The 20,720-nt window shown below is 40.2% G+C and carries 20 protein-coding genes; 5 read left to right on the forward strand and 15 right to left on the reverse strand.

Going from position 1 to position 20,720, the window contains the following annotated elements; genetic code table 11:
• Window positions 1-624 carry a tRNA-uridine aminocarboxypropyltransferase gene (locus tag PVK62_RS05735; protein ID WP_274443631.1) on the forward strand — a complete coding sequence of 208 codons (624 nt, stop codon included), beginning with the start codon at window positions 1-3 and terminating at the stop codon, window positions 622-624.
• Here PVK62_RS05735 and PVK62_RS05740 read toward each other — a convergent pair.
• The 4 genes from PVK62_RS05740 to ftnA all read right to left on the reverse strand — a co-directional run bounded on the left by PVK62_RS05740 (window position 588) and on the right by ftnA (window position 5,298).
• The gene (locus PVK62_RS05740; protein ID WP_274443632.1) at window positions 588-3,074 is read right to left on the reverse strand and encodes a bifunctional diguanylate cyclase/phosphodiesterase; all 2,487 of its coding nucleotides are present in this window, start codon (window positions 3,072-3,074) and stop codon (window positions 588-590) included. The two genes, PVK62_RS05735 and PVK62_RS05740, sit on opposite strands and share 37 nt — an antisense overlap.
• 30 nt (window positions 3,075-3,104) lie before the next feature.
• A complete protein-coding gene (locus tag PVK62_RS05745; protein WP_274443633.1) occupies window positions 3,105-4,289 on the reverse strand; it encodes an NAD(P)/FAD-dependent oxidoreductase in 1,185 nt (394 codons plus the stop codon).
• Between the two features lie 48 nt (window positions 4,290-4,337).
• Window positions 4,338-4,676, reverse strand: a complete 339-nt coding sequence (gene uspB, locus PVK62_RS05750) for a universal stress protein UspB (RefSeq protein WP_274443634.1) — start codon at window positions 4,674-4,676, stop codon at window positions 4,338-4,340.
• Between the two features lie 94 nt (window positions 4,677-4,770).
• Window positions 4,771-5,298, reverse strand: coding sequence for a non-heme ferritin (ftnA, locus tag PVK62_RS05755; protein WP_274443635.1), 528 nt, complete (start codon window positions 5,296-5,298; stop codon window positions 4,771-4,773).
• Window positions 5,299-5,480: 182 nt separating this feature from the next.
• On the opposite strand from ftnA, the gene PVK62_RS05760 reads away from it, so the two are divergent.
• Entirely contained in the window at window positions 5,481-5,909 is a 429-nt protein-coding gene (locus PVK62_RS05760; RefSeq protein WP_274443636.1) for a universal stress protein, read from the forward strand.
• 17 nt (window positions 5,910-5,926) lie between these two features.
• On the opposite strand, the gene PVK62_RS05765 is transcribed toward PVK62_RS05760, so the two are convergent.
• Window positions 5,927-6,703 (reverse strand): class I SAM-dependent methyltransferase, encoded by a 777-nt coding sequence (locus tag PVK62_RS05765; RefSeq protein ID WP_274443637.1) that lies wholly within the window; start codon window positions 6,701-6,703, stop codon window positions 5,927-5,929.
• Between the two features lie 154 nt (window positions 6,704-6,857).
• Between PVK62_RS05765 and asnC the strand changes: the two genes are divergently transcribed.
• Window positions 6,858-7,319, forward strand: coding sequence for a transcriptional regulator AsnC (gene asnC / locus PVK62_RS05770; RefSeq protein ID WP_122033374.1), 462 nt, complete (start codon window positions 6,858-6,860; stop codon window positions 7,317-7,319).
• 198 nt (window positions 7,320-7,517) lie between these two features.
• On the opposite strand, the gene hemN is transcribed toward asnC, so the two are convergent.
• The 5 genes from hemN to PVK62_RS05795 form a co-directional block, all read right to left on the reverse strand.
• Window positions 7,518-8,891 carry an oxygen-independent coproporphyrinogen III oxidase gene (gene hemN, locus PVK62_RS05775; RefSeq protein WP_274443638.1) on the reverse strand — a complete coding sequence of 458 codons (1,374 nt, stop codon included), beginning with the start codon at window positions 8,889-8,891 and terminating at the stop codon, window positions 7,518-7,520.
• 106 nt (window positions 8,892-8,997) lie between these two features.
• Window positions 8,998-9,489 (reverse strand): DUF2489 domain-containing protein, encoded by a 492-nt coding sequence (locus tag PVK62_RS05780; RefSeq protein WP_274443639.1) that lies wholly within the window; start codon window positions 9,487-9,489, stop codon window positions 8,998-9,000.
• A gap of 2 nt (window positions 9,490-9,491) precedes the next feature.
• A complete protein-coding gene (gene yihI, locus PVK62_RS05785) occupies window positions 9,492-10,046 on the reverse strand; it encodes a Der GTPase-activating protein YihI (protein ID WP_274443640.1) in 555 nt (184 codons plus the stop codon).
• Entirely contained in the window at window positions 10,046-10,687 is a 642-nt protein-coding gene (locus tag PVK62_RS05790) for a class I SAM-dependent methyltransferase (RefSeq protein ID WP_274443713.1), read from the reverse strand. The genes yihI and PVK62_RS05790 overlap by 1 nt, the downstream gene beginning before the upstream one ends.
• Window positions 10,688-10,844: 157 nt before the next feature.
• Window positions 10,845-11,462 carry a c-type cytochrome gene (locus tag PVK62_RS05795; protein ID WP_274443641.1) on the reverse strand — a complete coding sequence of 206 codons (618 nt, stop codon included), beginning with the start codon at window positions 11,460-11,462 and terminating at the stop codon, window positions 10,845-10,847.
• Window positions 11,463-11,749: 287 nt separating this feature from the next.
• Here PVK62_RS05795 and yihA point away from each other — a divergent pair, with 287 nt between their 5' ends.
• Window positions 11,750-12,397 (forward strand): ribosome biogenesis GTP-binding protein YihA/YsxC, encoded by a 648-nt coding sequence (gene yihA / locus PVK62_RS05800; protein WP_274443642.1) that lies wholly within the window; start codon window positions 11,750-11,752, stop codon window positions 12,395-12,397.
• 403 nt (window positions 12,398-12,800) lie between these two features.
• Here the strand turns inward: yihA and PVK62_RS17690 are convergent, their stop codons facing one another.
• From PVK62_RS17690 to recQ, 5 genes are all read right to left on the reverse strand, one after another.
• Window positions 12,801-12,848, reverse strand: a complete 48-nt coding sequence (locus PVK62_RS17690; protein ID WP_438616993.1) for a hypothetical protein — start codon at window positions 12,846-12,848, stop codon at window positions 12,801-12,803.
• A gap of 239 nt (window positions 12,849-13,087) precedes the next feature.
• The gene (gene polA / locus PVK62_RS05805; protein WP_274443643.1) at window positions 13,088-15,892 is read right to left on the reverse strand and encodes a DNA polymerase I; all 2,805 of its coding nucleotides are present in this window, start codon (window positions 15,890-15,892) and stop codon (window positions 13,088-13,090) included.
• Window positions 15,893-16,639: 747 nt separating this feature from the next.
• Complete coding sequence (locus PVK62_RS05810; RefSeq protein WP_274443644.1) at window positions 16,640-17,311, reverse strand: 7-cyano-7-deazaguanine/7-aminomethyl-7-deazaguanine transporter; 672 nt, start codon at window positions 17,309-17,311, stop codon at window positions 16,640-16,642.
• Between the two features lie 138 nt (window positions 17,312-17,449).
• Window positions 17,450-17,740 carry a DUF3630 family protein gene (locus PVK62_RS05815; protein WP_274443645.1) on the reverse strand — a complete coding sequence of 97 codons (291 nt, stop codon included), beginning with the start codon at window positions 17,738-17,740 and terminating at the stop codon, window positions 17,450-17,452.
• Window positions 17,741-17,743: 3 nt separating this feature from the next.
• Entirely contained in the window at window positions 17,744-19,579 is a 1,836-nt protein-coding gene (gene recQ / locus PVK62_RS05820) for an ATP-dependent DNA helicase RecQ (RefSeq protein ID WP_274443646.1), read from the reverse strand.
• A gap of 181 nt (window positions 19,580-19,760) precedes the next feature.
• On the opposite strand from recQ, the gene rarD reads away from it, so the two are divergent.
• Complete coding sequence (rarD, locus tag PVK62_RS05825) at window positions 19,761-20,687, forward strand: EamA family transporter RarD (RefSeq protein ID WP_274443647.1); 927 nt, start codon at window positions 19,761-19,763, stop codon at window positions 20,685-20,687.
• Window positions 20,688-20,720: the final 33 nt, after the last annotated feature.

The following is a 20,720-nucleotide window of genomic DNA, read 5'->3' on the forward strand; positions in this document are numbered from 1 at the left end:
ATGGTTACCACCAATTCATGCTCTACGTGTGGCTTTGTACATAACTGTATTTGCGATCACCAACCACACTTAGATTCCCATATTGAGTTTGCTTTGCTTTATCATGAAAACGAACTAGATAAATTAACCAACACAGGTAGATTATTACTAAATAGCCTACCTAAAGCCAAAAGCTATTTATGGCAAAGAAAAGTTCCACCAGAAGATCTCATTAACCACATAAATCAAGAAGACACTGAGACATGGTTACTGTTTCCAAGTGATTCGCCAACCCTTAGTTCAAAATATCTTGAACGTAAGGATCCTAATAAAAAACAGCTGTTTATTTTGTTGGATGCGACATGGCAAGAAGCAAAGAAAATGGTTAATAAAAGTCCCTGGTTAAAAGAACTTACTTGCCTCGAATTGATCCCGACAGCAGCATCTCGCTATCATTTACGTCGGAATCAAAGCCAAGGAAATCTGTGTACTTGTGAAGCGGGAATTGAAGTATTAGAGATGACAAAAGAGCCGGGGAATGCCCACGCTCTTTCAGAATATTATGACCACTTTTTAACCGTATTTCAGGCAGAACGTAGCGGCCATATTTATGGCTCTAGCGCTTTAGGTTCCCCCAAGAAATAACCTTGTAGGTAATCAACGCCCATATCTTCTACAATCGAGCATACCTCTTGATTGTGTACAAACTCAGCAACCACTTTGGCATCAAGAGCATGGCAAAGCTGTACCATTTGTTGTGATATGAGGCGTTGACGTCTGTCTTGATGAACATTTTTAATGATCGAACCATCAAGTTTAATGACTTGAGGCTCTAACTTCATGATCTCATCAATATTAGAGTAACCAGAGCCAAAATCATCAATAATAATGCGTGCTCCAAGGCGTCTAAAGTGATTACATATCTCAATCATATGCCCATAATCTTGGATCTGCTCTGTTTCAAGCACTTCAAACCCTACCCTAAATGGGTTATCAAGACGTAAGATTGATGACTCTAATAGATCAAGCGTTCTATCACTCATTAAATCTTGAGGTGAAAGGTTAATGGAGAATTTCAGATCATTCGTCTGCATTATTTCAAACGAGCGAGAGATCATTTCACGGCTTAATCGAGTATAAAGATGAGTCCCTTCCACCGCAGGTAGAAATTGTCCTGGGGAAAAAATCTGACCATTTCCTCGAATACGCATTAAACATTCCGTTGAAACCATTTTATGAGTCTTTGCTTCATAAATAGGTTGGCCATATACCAATACACCTTTCTGGGAAATAGCTCGATTAACACGAGTTAACCAATCAAGTTGGCTTTGGCGTAAGCGCTCCTCATTTAATAAATCACGCGCATTACACAGATGACGATTTCGACGCATCGCAATTCGACGAGCTTCAACCGTTTTTAAAATTAAATCTTCTACTGCGATATGAGTAAAATCTCGGCGACTGATAATTCCACCAGAGAGAGCGACACTCAGATAGTCAACATCACTCAACCCGCAAGGCTCAAAATTTTCGTGCTCTACATCTTCAATAAAATCGATGATATGTTTACACAAATATTCACTGCTCTTTTCGCTGTTAAAAACAATGCCCCACTCTGCAATTCCAATACTATATAACTCAGCTTCAGTAGAGAGCTTGCTACTCAAATGAGTCTCGATATAAACACTAATATCTTGAAGCAGTTTATCTCCAACCTGATAGCCGTATTTTTCATTTACTTGGCTTAAATTAGTGAGCTTAAATGACAATAAATGATCGGTATCCGATATATGTGAAAGGCGCTCTTTTAGCACGGTACGATTAAGTAATCCTGTACGTCTATCTGTACGATAGGTTTGGATTAATCTCATCGACTGATCACTGATCTTCTGCTCCATTTGAGACGTCATTTTATCGAGATCGCATAATGAGTTTTTAATTAATGAGAATAACGGCGTTAAGTTGTGCGTTCTTGGTGTATGCGAAATAGAAGGCTCAACAAAGATCTCCCCTGATTCTCTTAGAGCCAAAAACGTTAAGCTATGATGTAGAATTTGTTGTTTATTCGCACGGAAAAACTCTCCCATACCATACATACCTTGGCATATACCGATATCAGAAAAGCTGTGAAGTTCTGTTGATTCAGAGCTATTCTCAACCCGAGATTCACAATTATAAATAAAAATAGATTCCGGCTGCTTCTCTGCTAATGCCACTGCACCTTGATTCACTTTTTCTTGAGTCAACGAGGGATGACTGTAAGAAAAACGAACCTCATCACCAATAGCAACCTCAGAGGCAAACTGTAAATACCCTTCTTCGGTTATCGATTCCACCGTATTAATCAGTCGTGCCGTCTCCTCTTCAATCATCAAAGGAAAAGCTTGGATCTGACTCAATGAGAGTTTTTTATTGTCCGCTAAATATTTACAATAAAACTCATAAGCCGGAATGTAATCGATACTTTGAACGATTCGCCCTTCAGATGAGGTGATTCGAAAGTGTTTACCAACTGGGTTCCACTCAACAAAGGCTTCATACCATACTTGCAGCACTTCACTATGTAAGGCAATAGCAACAAGATGATCCTGATAAAACTTACCATCTAGAAAAACCCACCGTTCATTACCTGCATCTGCGGCAACGCCACCAGAGATAGGAACCACATTAGAGTATTCAGAAAAAGCTTCAAATAGAGGGTAATGACTGGCAGAACCATCACAACCAAACGCAATAACACTTTTTGACGTTTGGTTCACCGAAAGCTCTCTAAGCAACTGATAACCAATATCTTTTTCATTTTTTGAATGACATACTACTGCAGAAGTTATGTCTGTCGATTCAAACGTTGAAATGGAGATGACTGTAGATTGGGTGTAGATAGAAGAATTAACACTGGCATGAATAACACTGAGACCAATGATCTCAGCATTTGGAAACCGTTTTTTTAGCAATGAATAGTAACGACAAACGCACTCTTTTGATTGAGATGAGAAAATCTGTATCAAACACGATGCGCTTGGTTGAACGATTAATGAATCACACTCTTCTTGTAATTGAACAACATCCTGTACACTTAACGAAAGAGTTTTCATTATCTATTTAGCCTTTATTAATTATAATATTTACACATTTATTCCTGCTACATAGCCACTTGACCATGCCCACTGGAAGTTATATCCACCTAGCCAACCACTAACATCCATGACTTCACCGACAAAATATAAACCCGATACTTTCTTGCATTCCATCGTTTTAGAAGAGAGATCATCGGTGTTAACGCCGCCTAAAGTAACCTCTGCCGTACGATAACCTTCCGTACCATTCGGTAATACTTTCCACTGGTGAATCAAAGAGCATAATTGTTCTTGCTCTTTATGGTTGACTTGTTTTAGAGACCGATCATGAAAAATTGTATTATTTAATAAGGTCTCTACTACCCTCTTAGGCAAAAACTTCGCAAGTGAATTCTTAACACTTTGATTTGGATGGCATTCACGCATCTTATCTAATTCTTCAGATAAGTCGTCATTAGGTAATAGATCTATCATTACTTTTTGACCTGCGTTCCAATATGATGAAATTTGTAGAATAGATGGACCTGATAAACCGCGATGTGTGAACAATAAATTTTCTTTAAAGTTATCACCACTTTCTGACTCTACAACCACTGGGATCGCAATACCTGAAAGCTCAGAAAACGCTTCTTTATCTTCTTTATGCAAGGTGAAAGGCACAAGACCTGCGGATGTTGGAACCATAGAGAGGCCAAATTGCTCAGCTAGCTGGTAGCCAAATGGCGTCGCGCCTAATTTAGGCATAGACAAGCCTCCCGTTGCGACAACTAGGGATTCACATTCAATCGTGTCTGTATCTAATTTAAGAGAGAAACCAGATTCTTGCTTGGTAATATCTGTGATCGCACAACGATAACGGTAATTAACCCCTGCTAATTCACATTCTTTAAGCAGCATATCGACGATCTCTTTGGCTGAATCAACACAGAACAGTTGACCATGATCTCGCTCTTCAAACTCAATGCCATATTTGGAAATCAATGAAATGAAATCCCAATTGGTATATTGAGATAATGCTGACTTTACAAAGTGAGGGTTTTTACACACATAGTTATGAGCAGTAACATCGTAGTTGGTGAAATTACAGCGACCACCACCAGAGATCAGGATTTTTCGTCCTGGTTTCTTTGCATGATCAACCACTAACACACTACGGCCTCGTTTACCGGCTTCTGCTGCACACATTAATCCGGCAGCACCTGCACCGATAACTACTACGTCTACTTTTTTCATGTCACTCTCACCCAAATTCAATTGGCAGGGAGTGTACTATTATCAGCGCTAGATGCCCAAACTAATTACTAAGAAAAACACCGCCACACTCACGAGTAATAACGCACTAGAGAGCATAAATAAATAACGGGCTTTTTCGCATTTAAAGACAAAGAGTGTGTCGTAATGATCCAGATACTCTTCTTGCCATAAATATTGAAACAGTTTGGTTTGCTTACCAATGTTGCCGTGGGTTGTGAAGAATCCACGACCATCTACTTGTTGATAAAGTAAAGGGTGCGCTTCTTTCATCACAAAAAGGAGGGTTTTCAATGTACTTAAATAACGAACAATGTTGATGCCCGTTACTGAAAATAACGCTAATAATATAAGGTCGCCACTTATCATAATCACCTCGACATACTTGTCTATGTGCTTAATAAGTAACGACCTTTAATCTACTTACATTATCTGTAGACGACTACATTGCAAAGATTGATACTTATCCAGCAGTGCTATCCATAATAGATGTAGAACCCGATTTAGCTAATACCGCTAAATCTTTATCGATAAAGAACAATGCTTTACCATCCTCACCTACTAGATCAATTTTATCTAAAATACCTTTGAACAATTTCTCTTCTTCGTGCTGTTCAGCCACATACCACTGAAGGAAATTAAACGTTGAGTAGTCTTGTGAAGTAAACGCCACATGAGCCAATTTATTGATCTCTTGCGTGATCATTTGTTCATGCTCCAACGTGGTACGAAATACATCACCTAAACCAGAAAACTCTGATTGTGGGGCTTCAATCGCACCTAAAATTGGCATCGCACCCGTTTCACTTACATAAGTAAATAAACGCTGCATATGCTCCATCTCTTCGGTTGCGTGAGCTCTGAAAAATGATGCTGCGCCATCAAAACCTTTATCTTCACACCAAGCACTCATCTGTAAGTATAGATTAGATGAGAAAAATTCTAGGTTAATTTGTGCATTTAGATGATCAATCATCGTTTTAGCTAACATATTTATGTTCCTTTATGAGCAATTATCATTAGAAATTACAACAATTCTATCATATCTCGTTCATCAAATACTTATTCAATAATCATCAACAAGAACGAGAGCTAGGCAACAAAAAAACAAAATTACTGGTGATAATCTATCTTTATAAAGAGATTCAATATTGAATTTATAGGAGAAACATCATGAGTTACCAACATATTCTTGTCGCTGTCGATTTAACAGAAGAGAGTAAATCTTTGGTTACTAAAGCCGCAGGGCTAGCAAAAGCTCTGGATGCTAAGGTTTCTTTTATTCATATCGATGTAAGCTACGCTGAGCTCTACACTGGCTTAATTGATATCAATCTTGCAGAAACACAACATCAGGCGATGGAAGCCTCAAAAGAAGCCATGAAGCACTTAGTGGAGTTTGCCGAGTACCCAATACATAAAACCTTGGTAAGCAGTGGTGATTTGAGTAATGAGCTGTGTGAGGCGATTGAAAATCTTGATGTCGACCTTGTTGTATGTGGCCATCATCAAGATTTCTGGAGTAAATTGCTGTCATCAACCAGACAAGTGATCAATACCAGCCCTATTGATGTTCTTGTGGTGCCGTTTAAAGATGAATAAACCGTAAGACGATTGAATTACATCGCCGCATTTACATACACATCAAAGCGGTTCTTTTTAGTCTCAATCGCCATTGATGGTTTTTGGTTATCCAGCCACTCTGCGTAATCGGGACGTTTTACCACAACACGTTTCTTTGCCATGATTAATGCCGGTGCTAACAATGCATCGGCATCGTTATCTGCGCCGACTAAAGATTGAAAAACCCGCATCTCTTTTTTCACTAATGCGCTTTTCTTTTTATTCTCTGGGTGTGGGTACATAGGGTCGAGATAAACCACATCAGGCTGCTGAAAGCCTTCTTGCGCCATTAATTGTTCTAACGCATCATGACTTGAAGCGTGAAGTAGTGACATACGCTCTGAAACCCACGTGCCGATTTCTGTATCTTGTTTGGCACGCGCTAAGCCATCATCAAGTAAGGCTGCAACCACTGGATGACGCTCTACCATTTGAACGTTACAACCTAACGATGCTAATACAAACGCATCACGTCCAAGCCCTGCCGTACCATCAAGCACAACTGGTGTTGCCCCTTTGTTTAAACCAACCGCTTTAGCAATAGATTGTCCTTTACCACCACCAAATTTACGGCGATGAGCAACAGCACCTGAAACCAAATCAACAAAGATTGCGCCCAGTTTAGGTTCATCACGCTTATGAAGCTCCAGTTGCTCTGTGGTTAATACCAAAGCAAAAACATTATCTTGGTCATGCGTTAATCCCCAGCGAGTGGCAATAGCCTCTAACTCAGGTTGACGATTTGGGTCTTCACACAATAACGCTATTTGCACAGGGCACTCCAACGGCTTAATCAATTAGGAACAGCAAGCGCCTATGGTAATAGATATTAATAAAAACGACTAGATAAAGTGCTCGCTGTCCTGAGTATCTTGAGGTAATTTAAAGATTGGACAATAAAAATACTCACCATGATAAGGACGCTTCATGAATCAAACCAACAAAATCGATGATCTCGACCGCGATATTTTACAAGCGCTGATGAATGATGCCCGCACCCCTTACGCTGAATTAGCCAAACGCTTTGATGTCAGCCCAGCAACCATCCATGTACGCATCGAGAAAATGAAAGCAGCTAATATCATTGAAGGCACAGAGGTGATCGTTAACCCAAAAACATTAGGCTATGACGTCTGCTGTTTTATTGGGATTAATTTATACGCCGCTCGTGATTACCACTCTGCTCTGGCTAAATTAGATGCGTTAGAGGAGGTGGTTGAAGCCTATTACACCACAGGGGCTTACAATATCTTTGTAAAGTTGATGTGTAAGAGTATTCAAGAACTACAGCATGTATTAATTGATAAGTTGCAAGCGATTGAGGAAGTGCAGTCGACTGAGACGCTGATTTCGTTGCAGAATCCGATCAGTCGGAATGTGAAGCCGTAAAGGTAAGAGCAGGGTTCAGATCGGTCGCAAGCTCCCTTAAAGGATTCAGAGGTACTCGTTGTAATCACAGCACAAAAACAAAAAGTAACAAATCCTGAAATCTGCAAGCGAAGCGCCCTGAAACCTTGCGCTCTCAAAAAAAAACCGCAGGTGCATAACACCTACGGCTTCAAATTTTCAAAAAGATCACAGCGCTTTTTAGATCACTCTAGAAAACTGCTGCTGACGTGCACGATCTCGTAAGTACTTATCAAAACACATACAGATATTACGGATCAATAAACGACCACGCAGTTCAACATCAATACGGCCTTCATGCATTGTTACTAACTCATCGTTAATAAACGTTTGCAGCAGTTTAATGTCCTCAGCGAAGTACTTATCAAAGTCTAAATTAAACTCCGCTTCAATCGCTTTGGTATCTAGCGTGAAATTACAGATAAGTTGTTTAATCACTTCACGACGAATTAAATCATCTTGGTCAAGCGCAACACCACGCCACAGAGCGTGACGTTTTTCGTCAACCTGAGCGTAATATTCTTTTAAGTCTTTTTTGTTCTGTGCGTAGCTATCGCCAATCATTGAGATGGCTGATACGCCCATCCCCAATAAGTCACACTCTCCTTGAGTGGTGTAACCTTGGAAGTTACGGTGAAGAATGCCTTCACGCTGTGCAACGGCTAACTCATCATCAGGCAGTGCAAAGTGATCCATACCGATAAACTGGTAGCCTGCGCCCGTTAAGTTCTCGATGGTTTCTTGCAGCATCACTAACTTCTCAGCGGGTGCTGGTAAATCTGCGTCTTTAATCTTACGTTGAGCGGCAAACAGAGTTGGCATGTGCGCGTAATTAAATACAGACAAACGACCCGGTTCCATTTCTAGTACACGCTTGATCGTTAATGCTAAAGATTCTGCAGATTGCTTTGGTAAACCGTAAATTAAATCTAGATTGGTTGAGCGAAAGCCTAAGTCTTTTGCTCGCTGCACCATAGAAATAATAAAGTCTTCGTCTTGATCGCGATTAACCAGTTGCTGAACTTCTTTATTAAAATCTTGAACACCGATACTTAGTCGATTAAAGCCTTCATCACGTAGGTGATCAAGCATATCCAGTTCAATTTCACGCGGGTCAACTTCAATGCTGATCTCTGCACCTTCTTCAAAGTTAAACTCACCACGTAATAACGTCATTAAGCGAGTGAATTGGACTTTAGTTAGGAAGGTTGGAGTCCCTCCACCAAAATGCAATTGCGTTACTTTGCGTTCAGTAAACAGTGCTGCACGCTGACGGATTTCTAGTTCTAATGAATCTAAATAAATATCCGCTTTATGGTGATGACGAGTGATCACTTTATTGCAGCCACAGAAGTAGCATAGCTTGTGACAGAATGGAATATGAATATAAAGAGACAGTGGGCGCTCAGGGTACTGAGTACACGCCATATCGAATTCAGCAGGAGTATAAGCTTCGTGAAACTCTAAAGCGGTTGGGTAAGAGGTATAACGTGGACCTGAGTAGTTGTACTTCTCAATGATCTCTTGGTCCCATACTATTTGTTGATTTGACATGACTAACTTCCATCTCTTTATATCTACATTGACACTCTTCCTGCATCATAAAGCATTTGCTTCACAAAGCCGATGACTTCAATGCAGTGGTAAATAGAAGTGTCGATCAGATCATTTTAATATCAATTTTTTGATTCAGTGGCTTAATACGATCATGCAATTGTTGAATTTCAATTTTAATCGTATCTTGCAGACGAGCTTCCGCTTTAGTTCGAACTAAATTGTCTTTCATTCGATCTTTTTTTGCGAGTTCTTGCCTTGCATCACCGCGTGGCATGTCTTTGACTACATGAAATAGCTCAGATAAGGCTGGGTAATCTTGTTCAACATCAATACGGTCATCTTCTTGTAGATAATCCATAATGCTGTACAAACGAATCGCCAACTCAGAGTGATCACATTGCTCTTGCATACCAGCCTGACAAAGCAGCACCACATTCTCAAAAATATTGGCGTTACGTTTTTGTATCGCCAATTTTCTGTGTTGTTCTTGCAGTTCCTTCTGCTTTTTTAACTTCATCAGTAAGCTGCCAGCATAACCAGCTAGCGCAAGAATAATTGCACCGCCAAACAGTGCTAACAGGGTTACTGTAGACATAATTACTTAAAATCGTCCATATTGAAGTTATCGAATTCCGCTAGTAGATCGTCATCGCTTTTCGCTTTACGATCTGCAAACTCTGGGAATTCAGCAATCTCTTCTTCTGATTCAGTTTCTTCGTCATCTAATAAGCCTAAACGACCCATTAAGTGCTCGATACGTGCCAATTTCTCATCCACGTATTTCTGAAGACCGGTACCTAGGTTTTCACCATTATCGAGACGGTCTAGAAGAACCATTAGCTGTGCATCATTTTCTAACATCGCAAGCTCTTGCTCATTAGTTAGACGACGCTCTTGCTTACTTGTTTTCTTCTTCTCTTCAACAACCAGTTGAATTGGTTTTTTACTACCAATACGAGGATCTTTTTTCTGAGCGAAACGGCGATTTTGTTCTGCGTTACTTTCAGCATTACGAGCACCGGCTTTTAGGCCTTTACGCTTTCTTTTACGCTTGATTTCACGACTGTCTACGTCACGATCTGTACGGTTACGTGTTACAACTACTGGCTCACTCGCCATTCCCGGACTACGGGCTTTTTTAATGCGGCTCATTACTGGGTTTTCCTCAGTAAGATGACATCATCTCCAACAAATTCTAGGTCAAGCTGGTAGCGCTTTGCTACAAACTCAAACGTCTCTCTGCTGAAGAAGCTGACATGGGTTAAATCACTCTTGTAATGCCAAGTGGCAAACGCGCTTTCGTCCCTGGCTAGTTTCGTCATGATACCTAACCAACCTCCAGGTTTTATCAAGCTCAATAACAATTCCAATTCGTTTTGAGGTTGATAAAAATGCTCAATAGCTTCTGTACAACTGACGAAGTCATACTGCTTATTGAACACGGACTTATCTGGTGTGTAATAAATATCATAGAGTTCGATATGGTGACCGGCCTCTCTCATCATATGAGCAAGCAATGGTCCAGGGCCACATCCAAAATCTAGTCCTTGTTGCGGTGTCTCACCAACACGTTGCAGCAGCGGCTCAGAAAATCGAGATAAGAAGGTTCGATATCCTTCATCTTCAAGATTATTTTTATGGCAATCATAGTGCGCTTTTTCTGCTTTTGCATCGAAACGATCTGCCTCATCCACATAAATAAGATAGCAGTGCTGACAGCGATAATAGCGTCTATGCTTATCTTGGTGGAATTTATCAGCGTGTAAATGCTGACACAAAGGGCAAGGCTGCATCATAAGCTCACTACTGCTCCCTGAAAATTCTAGGGGCGGAAGTATACCCGATACTGGTGCAAAGATAATCGTTTTAACGTTTTTTTTTCATAAAAAAAGCAGCGACAAGAGCTGCTTTTTAAAATTTGGACTCTTATTGAAGAGTTTACATTAATAATTAATGTAAACCACCAACGTATTTAGACAATGTTGTAATGTCTTCATCAGTCAGTTTCTTCGAAATATCTCGCATCATCGCATTCATGTCATTAGAACGGTCACCCGAGCGAAATTTTTCTAATTGCGCTTTAATGTAATCAGAGTGTTGGCCTGAAATCTTAGGAAAACCAGACAATGATGTACCATTACCACGAGGACCATGACACGCTACACACGCCGTAATTCCACGCTCCATATCTCCGGCTAAGTATAAGGCTTTACCAGCAGGGATAGACTCTTCTGGTGTTGTATTATCAGCCATCGGTAAAGAGGCGTAATACGCGGCAATATCCTTAGCACCTTGCTCATCAACGCCCATCGCCATTGCACCCATGACTGGATCCATACGACCTTGTTTACCTTGAGTCTGCATACCTAATTTAAATTCATTAATTTGCTTTTCAAGATAACCTGCGTGTTGACCTGCTAGGTTTGGGTATTGGGTCAAAGTACTATTACCTTCTTGACCATGACACGCCGTACATGTTGCAGATTTTTGCTTTCCAGCTTCGATATCTCCTTGAGCCCATGTTGAGCAACTAGCTAGGAGAGTTAATATCAGCGCTAATTTTTTCATGACATTCCATTTATTATTATCGTTCCCTCACAATGAGCTATCCTTTTTAGTAAGATTTATTTACATTGTGTTGGATATTAAGCTTCCAGTACCGCTCTAAATTGGCTACAGCATGGTACAATGAGCGACCTTTACCGTTTTTGTTCTAAGTTTGTCACCACAACGTTAACAGTGACATCCTTAACACGGTTATTTTACACATTTTCACAAAAAAGTAATCAGCTGACTACAATAATCCTACTTGGATCATTATCTACAGCTTGGTTTCCTTCGAGACGGAGTTAACAGTGAGCAAAATCATTCACTACCAAAAGACGCACTTCATTACCAGTGCACCAGATATTCGCCATCTACCTGAAGATGAAGGTATTGAAGTTGCCTTCGCTGGCCGTTCGAATGCGGGTAAATCAAGCGCATTAAACCGCTTAACAAACCAAAGAGGCTTAGCTAAAACCTCTAAAACTCCTGGTCGTACGCAATTAATTAACTTATTCAAAGTTGATGAAAACTGTCATATCGTGGATTTACCAGGATACGGCTTTGCTCAAGTACCGATTGAGATGAAAAAGAAGTGGCAGAAATCTTTAGGTGAATACCTACAGAAACGCCAGTGCTTAAAAGGCTTAGTGGTATTGATGGATATCCGTCACCCATTAAAAGACATTGACCAACAACTTGTGTTTTGGGCTGTTGACCAAAATATTCCAGTACAAATCTTATTAACTAAAGCTGACAAGCTGAAAAGTGGCGCACGTAAAGCTCAAGTGCTCAAAGTACGTGAAGCTGCGGTAGATTTTGGTGGTGAAGTGGTGGTTGATGCATTTTCTTCATTAAAGGGCATTGGTGTTGATGTTCTTCGTGCCAAGCTAGATACATGGTTTGCGCCGGCTTTTGAAATCGATGATGAATTCATTGAAGATCTAGATACTGAATAAACAGCCTATATAGATACAGCCTGTGACAAAAAATAACCCCACCTTAAGTGGTGGGGAAAATAGGAGAGATAAAGAGGTGTTTTTATTTTTCTGCCGCGCATAATGCAACAATCTTCTCTTCAAAACAAATCCTCGAAAAAGCCAAATTCCTTTAAGAAGTAATAACACGCTTAAAAACAACAATTCTGTCTTTAAAATCACCTGCAAACAAAATTACACATTTAAAAACAACAAGTTAAGATAATTATGTGAATTAATTATCAATAAAGCAACTTGTAGTAAAATTACATATATTGAAAGATAAGAAGAAAGGAAAAATTGAAGATAAAACCAGAAGACGGATTTTTAGAAGGCCAGAAAGAAAAAACGCCCCAGTCAAAAAGGTTGACTGAGGCGGCTGAATTTAGCCAAATCCAATAACGTGAAACAAAAGGTCTGAAAGATAGAACATCTTTACCTCTGTACCCTACGCAGATAAATGTACAACAAACGAACAGTTTTGAAAACCCTTTTTTGTAATTTTTTTTCAGTTTTGTTCATAAAAACACAACATTCATCTGATGAAGGTCACTTTATTTTAGGTAAAAAAAAGCCAACGCGTGCGCTGGCTCATAGTTTTAGTTTTAGATGTAACTTAATTACAATTCCGTCAGTAATAAGTTTTATCATTTTTGTAACAATGTCGTTGGCTTAGTGAGCTTCATCCCAGTTGTTACCAAAATCACTCTCCGCAATTAATGGCACATCTAACGCGACTGCACTCTCCATTAATGCCGTTACTTGCTTAGTCACCTCTTCTAATGCGTCTTCTTTTACTTCAAAGACCAATTCATCGTGTACTTGCATTAGTAAGTTAACTTGACCATTCCCTTCCGCTTCAATCCAGTTATCCACTAAGATCATTGCTTTCTTAATGATATCCGCGGCAGTACCTTGCATTGGCGCATTGATTGCAGCACGTTCAGCGGCTTTACGACGCATCGCATTACGAGCGTTGATTTCAGGCAAATGTAGGCGACGACCGTATAACGTTTCTACATACCCTTGTTCTGTTGCTAATAAGCGAGTTTCTTCCATGTATTGCATTACTCCAGGGTAACGCTCGAAATACACATTCATGTAATCTTGGGCTTCACCACGAGAGATGCCAATTTGCTTAGCAAGACCAAATGCACTCATGCCATAGATCAAACCAAAGTTGATGGCCTTAGCACGACGACGATCTTCAGAGGTCACCTCTTCTATCGATACACCCTTCACTTCTGCAGCAGTTGCTGAGTGAATGTCTTTACCTGCCGAGAACGCTTCTAATAACGCTTTATCTTGAGATAAGTGCGCCATGATACGCAATTCAATTTGAGAGTAATCGACGGCTAGGATTTTCCAACCATGAGGAGCAACAAACGCTTGGCGAATACGACGACCTTCTTCATTACGAATAGGGATATTCTGTAGGTTTGGATCGGTCGATGATAAACGACCCGTCGCTGTGACCGCTTGATGATAAGAGGTATGGACACGACCTGTCGTTGGATTAATCATCTTTGGAAGTTTATCGGTGTACGTCGATTTTAATTTTGCTAAGCCACGGTATTCTAAAATCAACTTAGGAAGTTCATACTCTAAAGCCAATTCTTGCAGTACTTCTTCATTGGTTGAAGCGGCACCTGATGGCGTCTTTTTAATAACTGGCAGTTCCATTTTCTCAAATAGAATCGCTTGAAGCTGCTTTGGTGAGTTCATATTGAATTCTTGGCCTGCGACTTCATACGCTGCTTTTTCTAGCTCATCTAAGCGCTGACCAATTTCAAGTGATTGTGCAGAAAGCAGCATATCATCAATATAAACCCCTTTTCTTTCCATACGAGAAAGAACAGAGATCAAAGGAAGCTCAATATCAGTAAATACTGTGTTTAACTTCTCATCCGCCACGAGTTTTGCGTGTAATACGTTATGTAAACGCAGCGTGATATCAGCATCTTCAGCCGCATAAGGTGCCGCTTCATCTAATGCAATTTGGTTAAAGGTTAATTGTTTTTTACCTTTACCTGCGATCTCTTCAAATGAGATAGTGTTATGTTGCAGATAACGTAGAGCTAGGCTATCCATGTTATGTTTGCCTGCCACACTGTTATAAACGTATGACTCCAACATAGTATCGAATTTAATGCCTTTCATCTCGATATCGTAACGCGCTAATACACTTGCGTCGTATTTTAAGTTTTGACCCACTTTTGCTTTGTTGTCATCTTCTAAATACGGTTTTAATTGCTCAAGAACCCAATCACGATCAAGTTGCTCAGGGGCATCAAGATAGTCATGAGCAACAGGAACATACGCAGCTTCGCCTTCTTCGATAGCAAATGACAAACCAATCAGGTTAGCCACCATATAATCTAAATTGTCTGTTTCTGTATCAAATGCAGCAACTTCTGCATTATTTAATTTTTCTAACCAAGATAGAAATGCTTCTTTGGTTAAAATAGTCTCGTACTTTGAGCGATCAATTTGAGCAGCAACAATTGTTTCTTCTTCCGCTTCATTGGCGCTGTCTGATAAGGCGCTCGTCGTTCGATTTGCTGATGTTTCATGTGAAACGATCTTGCCGTCACTGCCATCTAACATTTCGGTTAGCCAGCGTTTAAAGTTCATTTGACCAAACATCTGAATTAATTCATCAACATCTGGGTCTTGCTTTACAAGCTCTTCAGGTCGCTGCTCTAATTCAACATCAAGCTTAATCGTCGCTAGTTCATAAGAAAGGTAAGCCCCTTCTTTATTCTCTTCTAACTTCTTCGCCATGCCTTTTGAGCCACGGAAACCTAATGGTGCAATATCATCAAGATTGGCATAAAGCGCATCTAAGCCACCCACACCTTGTAATAGTGCTCTTGCTGTTTTATCACCAATGCCAGGAACACCCGGAATGTTATCTGAGGTATCACCCATCAGTGCCAGATAATCAATAATCAGCTCTGGTGGAACGCCAAATTTCTCTTCAACGCCTTCAGGCCCCATGATCACATTTGTCATGGTATTGATCAGAGTTACATTTTCATCAACCAATTGCGCCATATCTTTATCGCCAGTACTAATCAGTACTGGAATACCCGCTTTTGATGCCTGCGATGCTAACGTACCAATCACATCATCGGCTTCTACCCCTGAGATAGAGATCAGTGGCAAGCCCATTGCTTTGATCAATTTATGCAGAGGTTCAATTTGGCAACGTAAATCATCCGGCATAGGTGGACGATTCGCTTTATACTCTGGATACATCTCATTACGGAAGGTTTTTCCTTTCGCATCAAAAATAACCGCAACACGATCCGTTTCAAATTGCTTTAGAAGACTACGTAGCATATTGATAACGCCATACACCGCACCCGTTGGTTGGCCGTCGCCATTAGTAAAATTAGGCGCTGCGTGATACGCACGGAAAAGATACGAAGAGCCATCCACTAAGATGAATGGATTATCAGGAATTCTTGCCATAGTCGGTATTATCCAGAGGTTATTATGATCAATGAGTTTCATTTTATACCCAAGTAACTTAAAGATGCCAGTTTCAGTACTAATTGCTTGGTTTTTAGGCTTCAAACAGCTCAATATCGAGGGTTCTTGCTTTTCTTTACTTTAATTAATAGAAATAGAACTCTTTTCTTAAGCCTTCTTCTGTGGATAACTCTGTTTGTAATTATTTTTTGGTTAATTAATAACTAATTTATCAATTCAAAAAAATACAATTAAAAACTAAAAAATCAAATGGTTAGATCTAAAAAAACGATCGACAAAGAGATCCTTGGTTGATCATGCTTTGTGGACAATAATATTAATCACCTTATTTATGTATGAAAAAAGACCGCTTTAAAAGCCCTTTATTTATAATAATAATCACTAAGAACTCAAAAAACAGACAAAAAAAAGCGGCGTCTTCGATAAGAAGCGCCGCTCAGCAAAAAAAGAATAATGGTATCGTTAACTTAGAAACGCCACCACCACCCATAGAGCTGATTTATACTGGAAGCAATGTGAGCAATGTCGTGCCTTCTTGAAGTTGTGCGGGGTAAACCGTAGTGCGTAACTCCCTGAAGACAATGTAATAATAACCATTCTCATTTGGATTGCAATAGGTTAATGAGAAAAGATCTCAACTAATTTATGAAGTCGTTTATTTTCATGCTGTTATGGTATAAAAAAGGCCAGCACATGGCTGACCTTAATCTGGTATTTTCTTTAACACTACGACTGAGAAGCCGATGTTGCCAATTGATGCCCTTCTGATGTTAACTTACAAATTAAGTAATTCAGTAGCACACCATACATTGGAACAAATAAACCTAAGCTAATCACTAATTTTACACCGTAATCAACCAGCGCAATTTCAGTCCAGTGTTCTGCCATAAAAGCATCAGGGCTGTGATAAAAAGCAATAGCAAAGAAGGCTAAGGTATCTATCGCATTACCAAACAATGTTGAACAGGTTGGAGCTATCCACCACTGTTTTAGCTGACGAAGACGGTTAAACACATGAACATCTAATATCTGCCCAAGTAAATAAGCCATAAAGCTTGCGATCGCAATACGAGCAACAAACAAGTTAAATTCACCCAGTTGTGAAAAACCTTGATATTGACCTTCAAAGAAAATAACCGATAAGAAATAAGAGACCGCTAGTGCAGGCAGCATAACAAAGAAGATGATACTTCTTGCCATTTTTGCCCCAAAGATACGAACTGTTAAGTCTGTTGCTAAGAAAATGAAGGGAAAAGTAAATGCACCCCATGTGGTGTGAAACCCAAACAAAGTGAATGGGATCTGAACCAAATAGTTACTAGATGCAATAATTACAAGGTGGAATACAACAAGGAAAGATAAAGCGTTGCGCTGTTGCGCGGGCGTAAATGTACTCATATAAGTACCTTTTTGTCATTGGGGGCGAGGGAACCCAAATTAAACACAAAGCTAAAATCACCGTTTATTTACGTAATGACTCTAGCCAATTTTCAGGGCGGTGATTATACATTAACCACTTTTGATCACAAGAGCGGCTTAAAACAAACCTGCAATAAATGCCAACTCTTCTTGATGTTCAGTTCGTGCTAAGGCTTCAAGCCATACCGAATTGGAATAATGCTCAGCACGCAGCATAAATTGCGCACCTTCAAAGTCGATTAACCAAGAATGTAAATCCGCATCCATTTGCTGCTCTATGATCTTGGCATCCATGGCGCTCACTAACTGCTGACCTATCATTTCAAAAGAATCAAAATCAAACTCTGGAATAGAAAAGATGATCCGCCCGGCGTCTTTTTCAAACTCAACCACTGAAAATAGACTCATGATTTATCCTTGTCCGGTTATGTGCATTTCAATCAGATCTAAGAATGGATCGGCGTATTTTTCTAACTTCTTCTGACCTACGCCATTTACAGCAAGCATTTCACCATAGGAGGTCGGTGTAATATCAGCCATGTCCATTAAGGTGGCATCACTGAACACCACATAAGGAGGTAAGTCATCACGATCAGCAATCGATTTACGCAATTTACGTAACTTGGCGAACAACTGCTTATCGTAATTACGGTTATTGAGTTTCTCTGATTTTGCCGTTTTCGCGGCGGTATCAAGTCGTGGAACAGCAAGCTCTAATGCTTCTTGTCCTTTTAAGATAGGACGAGCTTCTTCTGTTAATTGTAAGGTCGAGTTTCGCGTAATATTCTGCGCTAATAATCCTTTATGGATCAGCTGGCGAATAATACTCACCCAATACTCATGGCTGTGTTCTTTACCAATACCATAAGTCGATAACTTATCATGTCCGTGCTCACGAATACGGGCGATCTTCAGCCCTCGTAATACTTCCACTACATAGCCAACACCAAAACCTTGGTTTACTCGATATACGCACGATAATGCTTTTTGCGCTGCTTCTGTGCCATCAAACTGCTTTGGCGGATCTAAACAGACGTCACAGTTACCACACGGCTTGGCGCTGTATTCACCAAAGTAATTTAATAGTACTTGGCGGCGACAAGTTTGCGCTTCTGCAAAGGCGGTCATGGCATTTAACTTATGACTCTCTACTAATTTTTGTGGCCCTTCTGGCTTCTCTTCTACCAGCTTTCTTAGCCATACAATATCAGCAGGATCGTATAACATCACCGCTTCAGCAGGCAGACCATCGCGCCCTGCTCTACCGGTTTCTTGGTAGTAAGATTCAATGTTCTTTGGAATATCAAAGTGTGCGACAAAACGAACATTTGATTTATTGATCCCCATACCAAACGCCACCGTAGCGACAACGATCTGAATATCATCACGCTGAAACGCTTCTTGGACATAGTTGCGCTCATCCAAATCCAAACCCGCATGATAAGCCGCTGCTCGAATATGGTTATTGCAGAGCTTTTCTGTCAGCATTTCTACTTTCTTACGACTGCCACAATAGATCACACCACACTGGTTTTTCTGCGTGGCAAGATAACGCACAATTTGGCTTACGGGTTTGTGTTTCTCTAACACGGTATAGCGAATATTAGGGCGATCAAAACTGCCCAAATATTCATGAGGATTCGGTAAAGAGAGGCGGCTTAAAATGTCTTTACGTGTTGCTTCATCCGCCGTCGCAGTTAGAGCCATAATCGGAACGGCTGGAAAACGTTGTTTAATTTGTCCAAGAGATGCGTATTCTGGACGGAAATCATGACCCCATTGTGAAATACAGTGCGCTTCATCGACTGCTATCATGCACAAATTTAAGGAGGCTAAACGATCCATAAAATCACGCATCATCACACGCTCAGGAGAAACATACAGCATTTTCACCTGACCCGTATTCACACGATTCCAAATCGAAATTTGCTCTTCACGATCAATGGTTGAATTTAAGCATTCCGCTTTAACTCCATTGGCTTTAAGCTGATCAACTTGGTCTTTCATCAATGAGATTAAAGGAGAAATAACCAAGGTTAGTCCGTCAAAAACCAACGCGGGAATTTGATAACAAAGCGATTTACCCCCGCCCGTTGGCATAATAACAAGGCTGTCTTTACCATCAAGAACGGCATTAATGACTTCTTCTTGTCCAACACGATATTCTTGGTAGCCAAACACGTCTTTTAAAACAGTGTAACTCTGTGAAACCTGTTCCGTTGGCTGCTCTGCGATAATGCTGGACATAAAAAACTCATCAATACTATGGGAGACTCATTCTACCTATGGTTATTGGTGAGGAAAAGAGCAATAGGAAAATACTAGGCACATTCGACACTCCCCTCTATACTTCGTCACATAACAACTCATGCAAGGTGTGATCATAAAACCACCTTTCCCGTTACATTACTTCGTAAAGAATCGACTTATGCCAACCACTGAACTCGAACAACAGCGCACTCGTCAGGGTATCTTTTTTGCTCTTAGTGCTTACACCATGTGGGGCATTGCGCCTATTTATTTTAAAACCATCAGTGAAGTATCGCCTTTTGAGATTTTAAGCCACCGGGTTATTTGGTCTTTCTTTTTTCTAGCAGGATTGCTGTTTCTATCTAAAGGATGGAAAACCGTTGCCAATACATTAAAAGATAAAAGAAAAATGGGTTATCTAATGACAAGCAGCGTGTTGATAGGCGCGAATTGGTTAATTTTTATTTGGGCAGTTACTGCTGATCACATGTTGGATGCCAGCCTCGGCTATTTCATCAACCCTATTTTTAATGTCATGCTCGGTATGATCTTTTTAGGGGAGCGATTACGAAAATTGCAGTGGCTTGCGGTTGTTTTTGCGGCTATCGGCGTTCTTATCCAATTAATCACATTTGGATCGATACCTATGGTGGCGTTAGCCCTGGCCTGTAGTTTTGGATTTTATGGACTATTACGTAAGAAAGTCGCCATGAACGCACAATCAGGCTTATTTATTGAGACCTTGGTTTTATTGCCAATCGCAGCAACGTATTTATTATTTATCGCTGATTCTCCAACCTCAAATTTTGCAGACAATCCAATGACTCTAAATTTACTATTGGTGGCAGCAGGTATTATCACTACGGTTCCTCTGCTTTGCTTTACTGGCGCAGCAACACGGTTAAAGCTCTCTACTTTAGGCTTCTTTCAATACATAGGACCAAGCTTGATGTTTGTGCTTGCAGTGGGTCTTTACGACGAAGCATTTAGTGCAGATAAAGCGATTACTTTTGTCTTTATTTGGGGTGCGCTGATGGTCTTTACTGCTGATGCCGTATTATTCCAAAAAAGAAAAAAAATCAGAATCGAATACCAGAAAGACTGATTCGATTAATGTAGGACGAATAAAAAAGAGAGC

It is taken from the genome of Aliivibrio sp. S3MY1 (assembly GCF_028765575.1).
Lineage (GTDB): Bacteria > Pseudomonadota > Gammaproteobacteria > Enterobacterales > Vibrionaceae > Aliivibrio.

Excerpts from the sequence above, each read along its gene's own strand:
- PVK62_RS05810 (WP_274443644.1), bottom strand. The coding sequence starts at position 17,311 with ATGAGTACATTTACGCCCGCGCAACAGCGCAACGCTTTATCTTTCCTT.
- PVK62_RS05815 (WP_274443645.1), bottom strand. The coding sequence starts at position 17,740 with ATGAGTCTATTTTCAGTGGTTGAGTTTGAAAAAGACGCCGGGCGGATC.
- PVK62_RS05745 (WP_274443633.1), bottom strand. The coding sequence starts at position 4,289 with ATGAAAAAAGTAGACGTAGTAGTTATCGGTGCAGGTGCTGCCGGATTA.
- ftnA (WP_274443635.1), bottom strand. The coding sequence starts at position 5,298 with ATGTTAGCTAAAACGATGATTGATCATCTAAATGCACAAATTAACCTA.
- recQ (WP_274443646.1), bottom strand. The coding sequence starts at position 19,579 with ATGTCCAGCATTATCGCAGAGCAGCCAACGGAACAGGTTTCACAGAGT.
- PVK62_RS05780 (WP_274443639.1), bottom strand. The coding sequence starts at position 9,489 with ATGTCTACAGTAACCCTGTTAGCACTGTTTGGCGGTGCAATTATTCTT.
- PVK62_RS05740 (WP_274443632.1), bottom strand. The coding sequence starts at position 3,074 with ATGAAAACTCTTTCGTTAAGTGTACAGGATGTTGTTCAATTACAAGAA.
- polA (WP_274443643.1), bottom strand. The coding sequence starts at position 15,892 with ATGGCAAGAATTCCTGATAATCCATTCATCTTAGTGGATGGCTCTTCG.
- PVK62_RS05760 (WP_274443636.1), top strand. The coding sequence starts at position 5,481 with ATGAGTTACCAACATATTCTTGTCGCTGTCGATTTAACAGAAGAGAGT.
- PVK62_RS05795 (WP_274443641.1), bottom strand. The coding sequence starts at position 11,462 with ATGAAAAAATTAGCGCTGATATTAACTCTCCTAGCTAGTTGCTCAACA.
- asnC (WP_122033374.1), top strand. The coding sequence starts at position 6,858 with ATGAATCAAACCAACAAAATCGATGATCTCGACCGCGATATTTTACAA.
- rarD (WP_274443647.1), top strand. The coding sequence starts at position 19,761 with ATGCCAACCACTGAACTCGAACAACAGCGCACTCGTCAGGGTATCTTT.
- PVK62_RS05735 (WP_274443631.1), top strand. The coding sequence starts at position 1 with ATGGTTACCACCAATTCATGCTCTACGTGTGGCTTTGTACATAACTGT.
- hemN (WP_274443638.1), bottom strand. The coding sequence starts at position 8,891 with ATGTCAAATCAACAAATAGTATGGGACCAAGAGATCATTGAGAAGTAC.
- yihI (WP_274443640.1), bottom strand. The coding sequence starts at position 10,046 with ATGAGCCGCATTAAAAAAGCCCGTAGTCCGGGAATGGCGAGTGAGCCA.
- PVK62_RS05790 (WP_274443713.1), bottom strand. The coding sequence starts at position 10,687 with ATGCAGCCTTGCCCTTTGTGTCAGCATTTACACGCTGATAAATTCCAC.
- uspB (WP_274443634.1), bottom strand. The coding sequence starts at position 4,676 with ATGATAAGTGGCGACCTTATATTATTAGCGTTATTTTCAGTAACGGGC.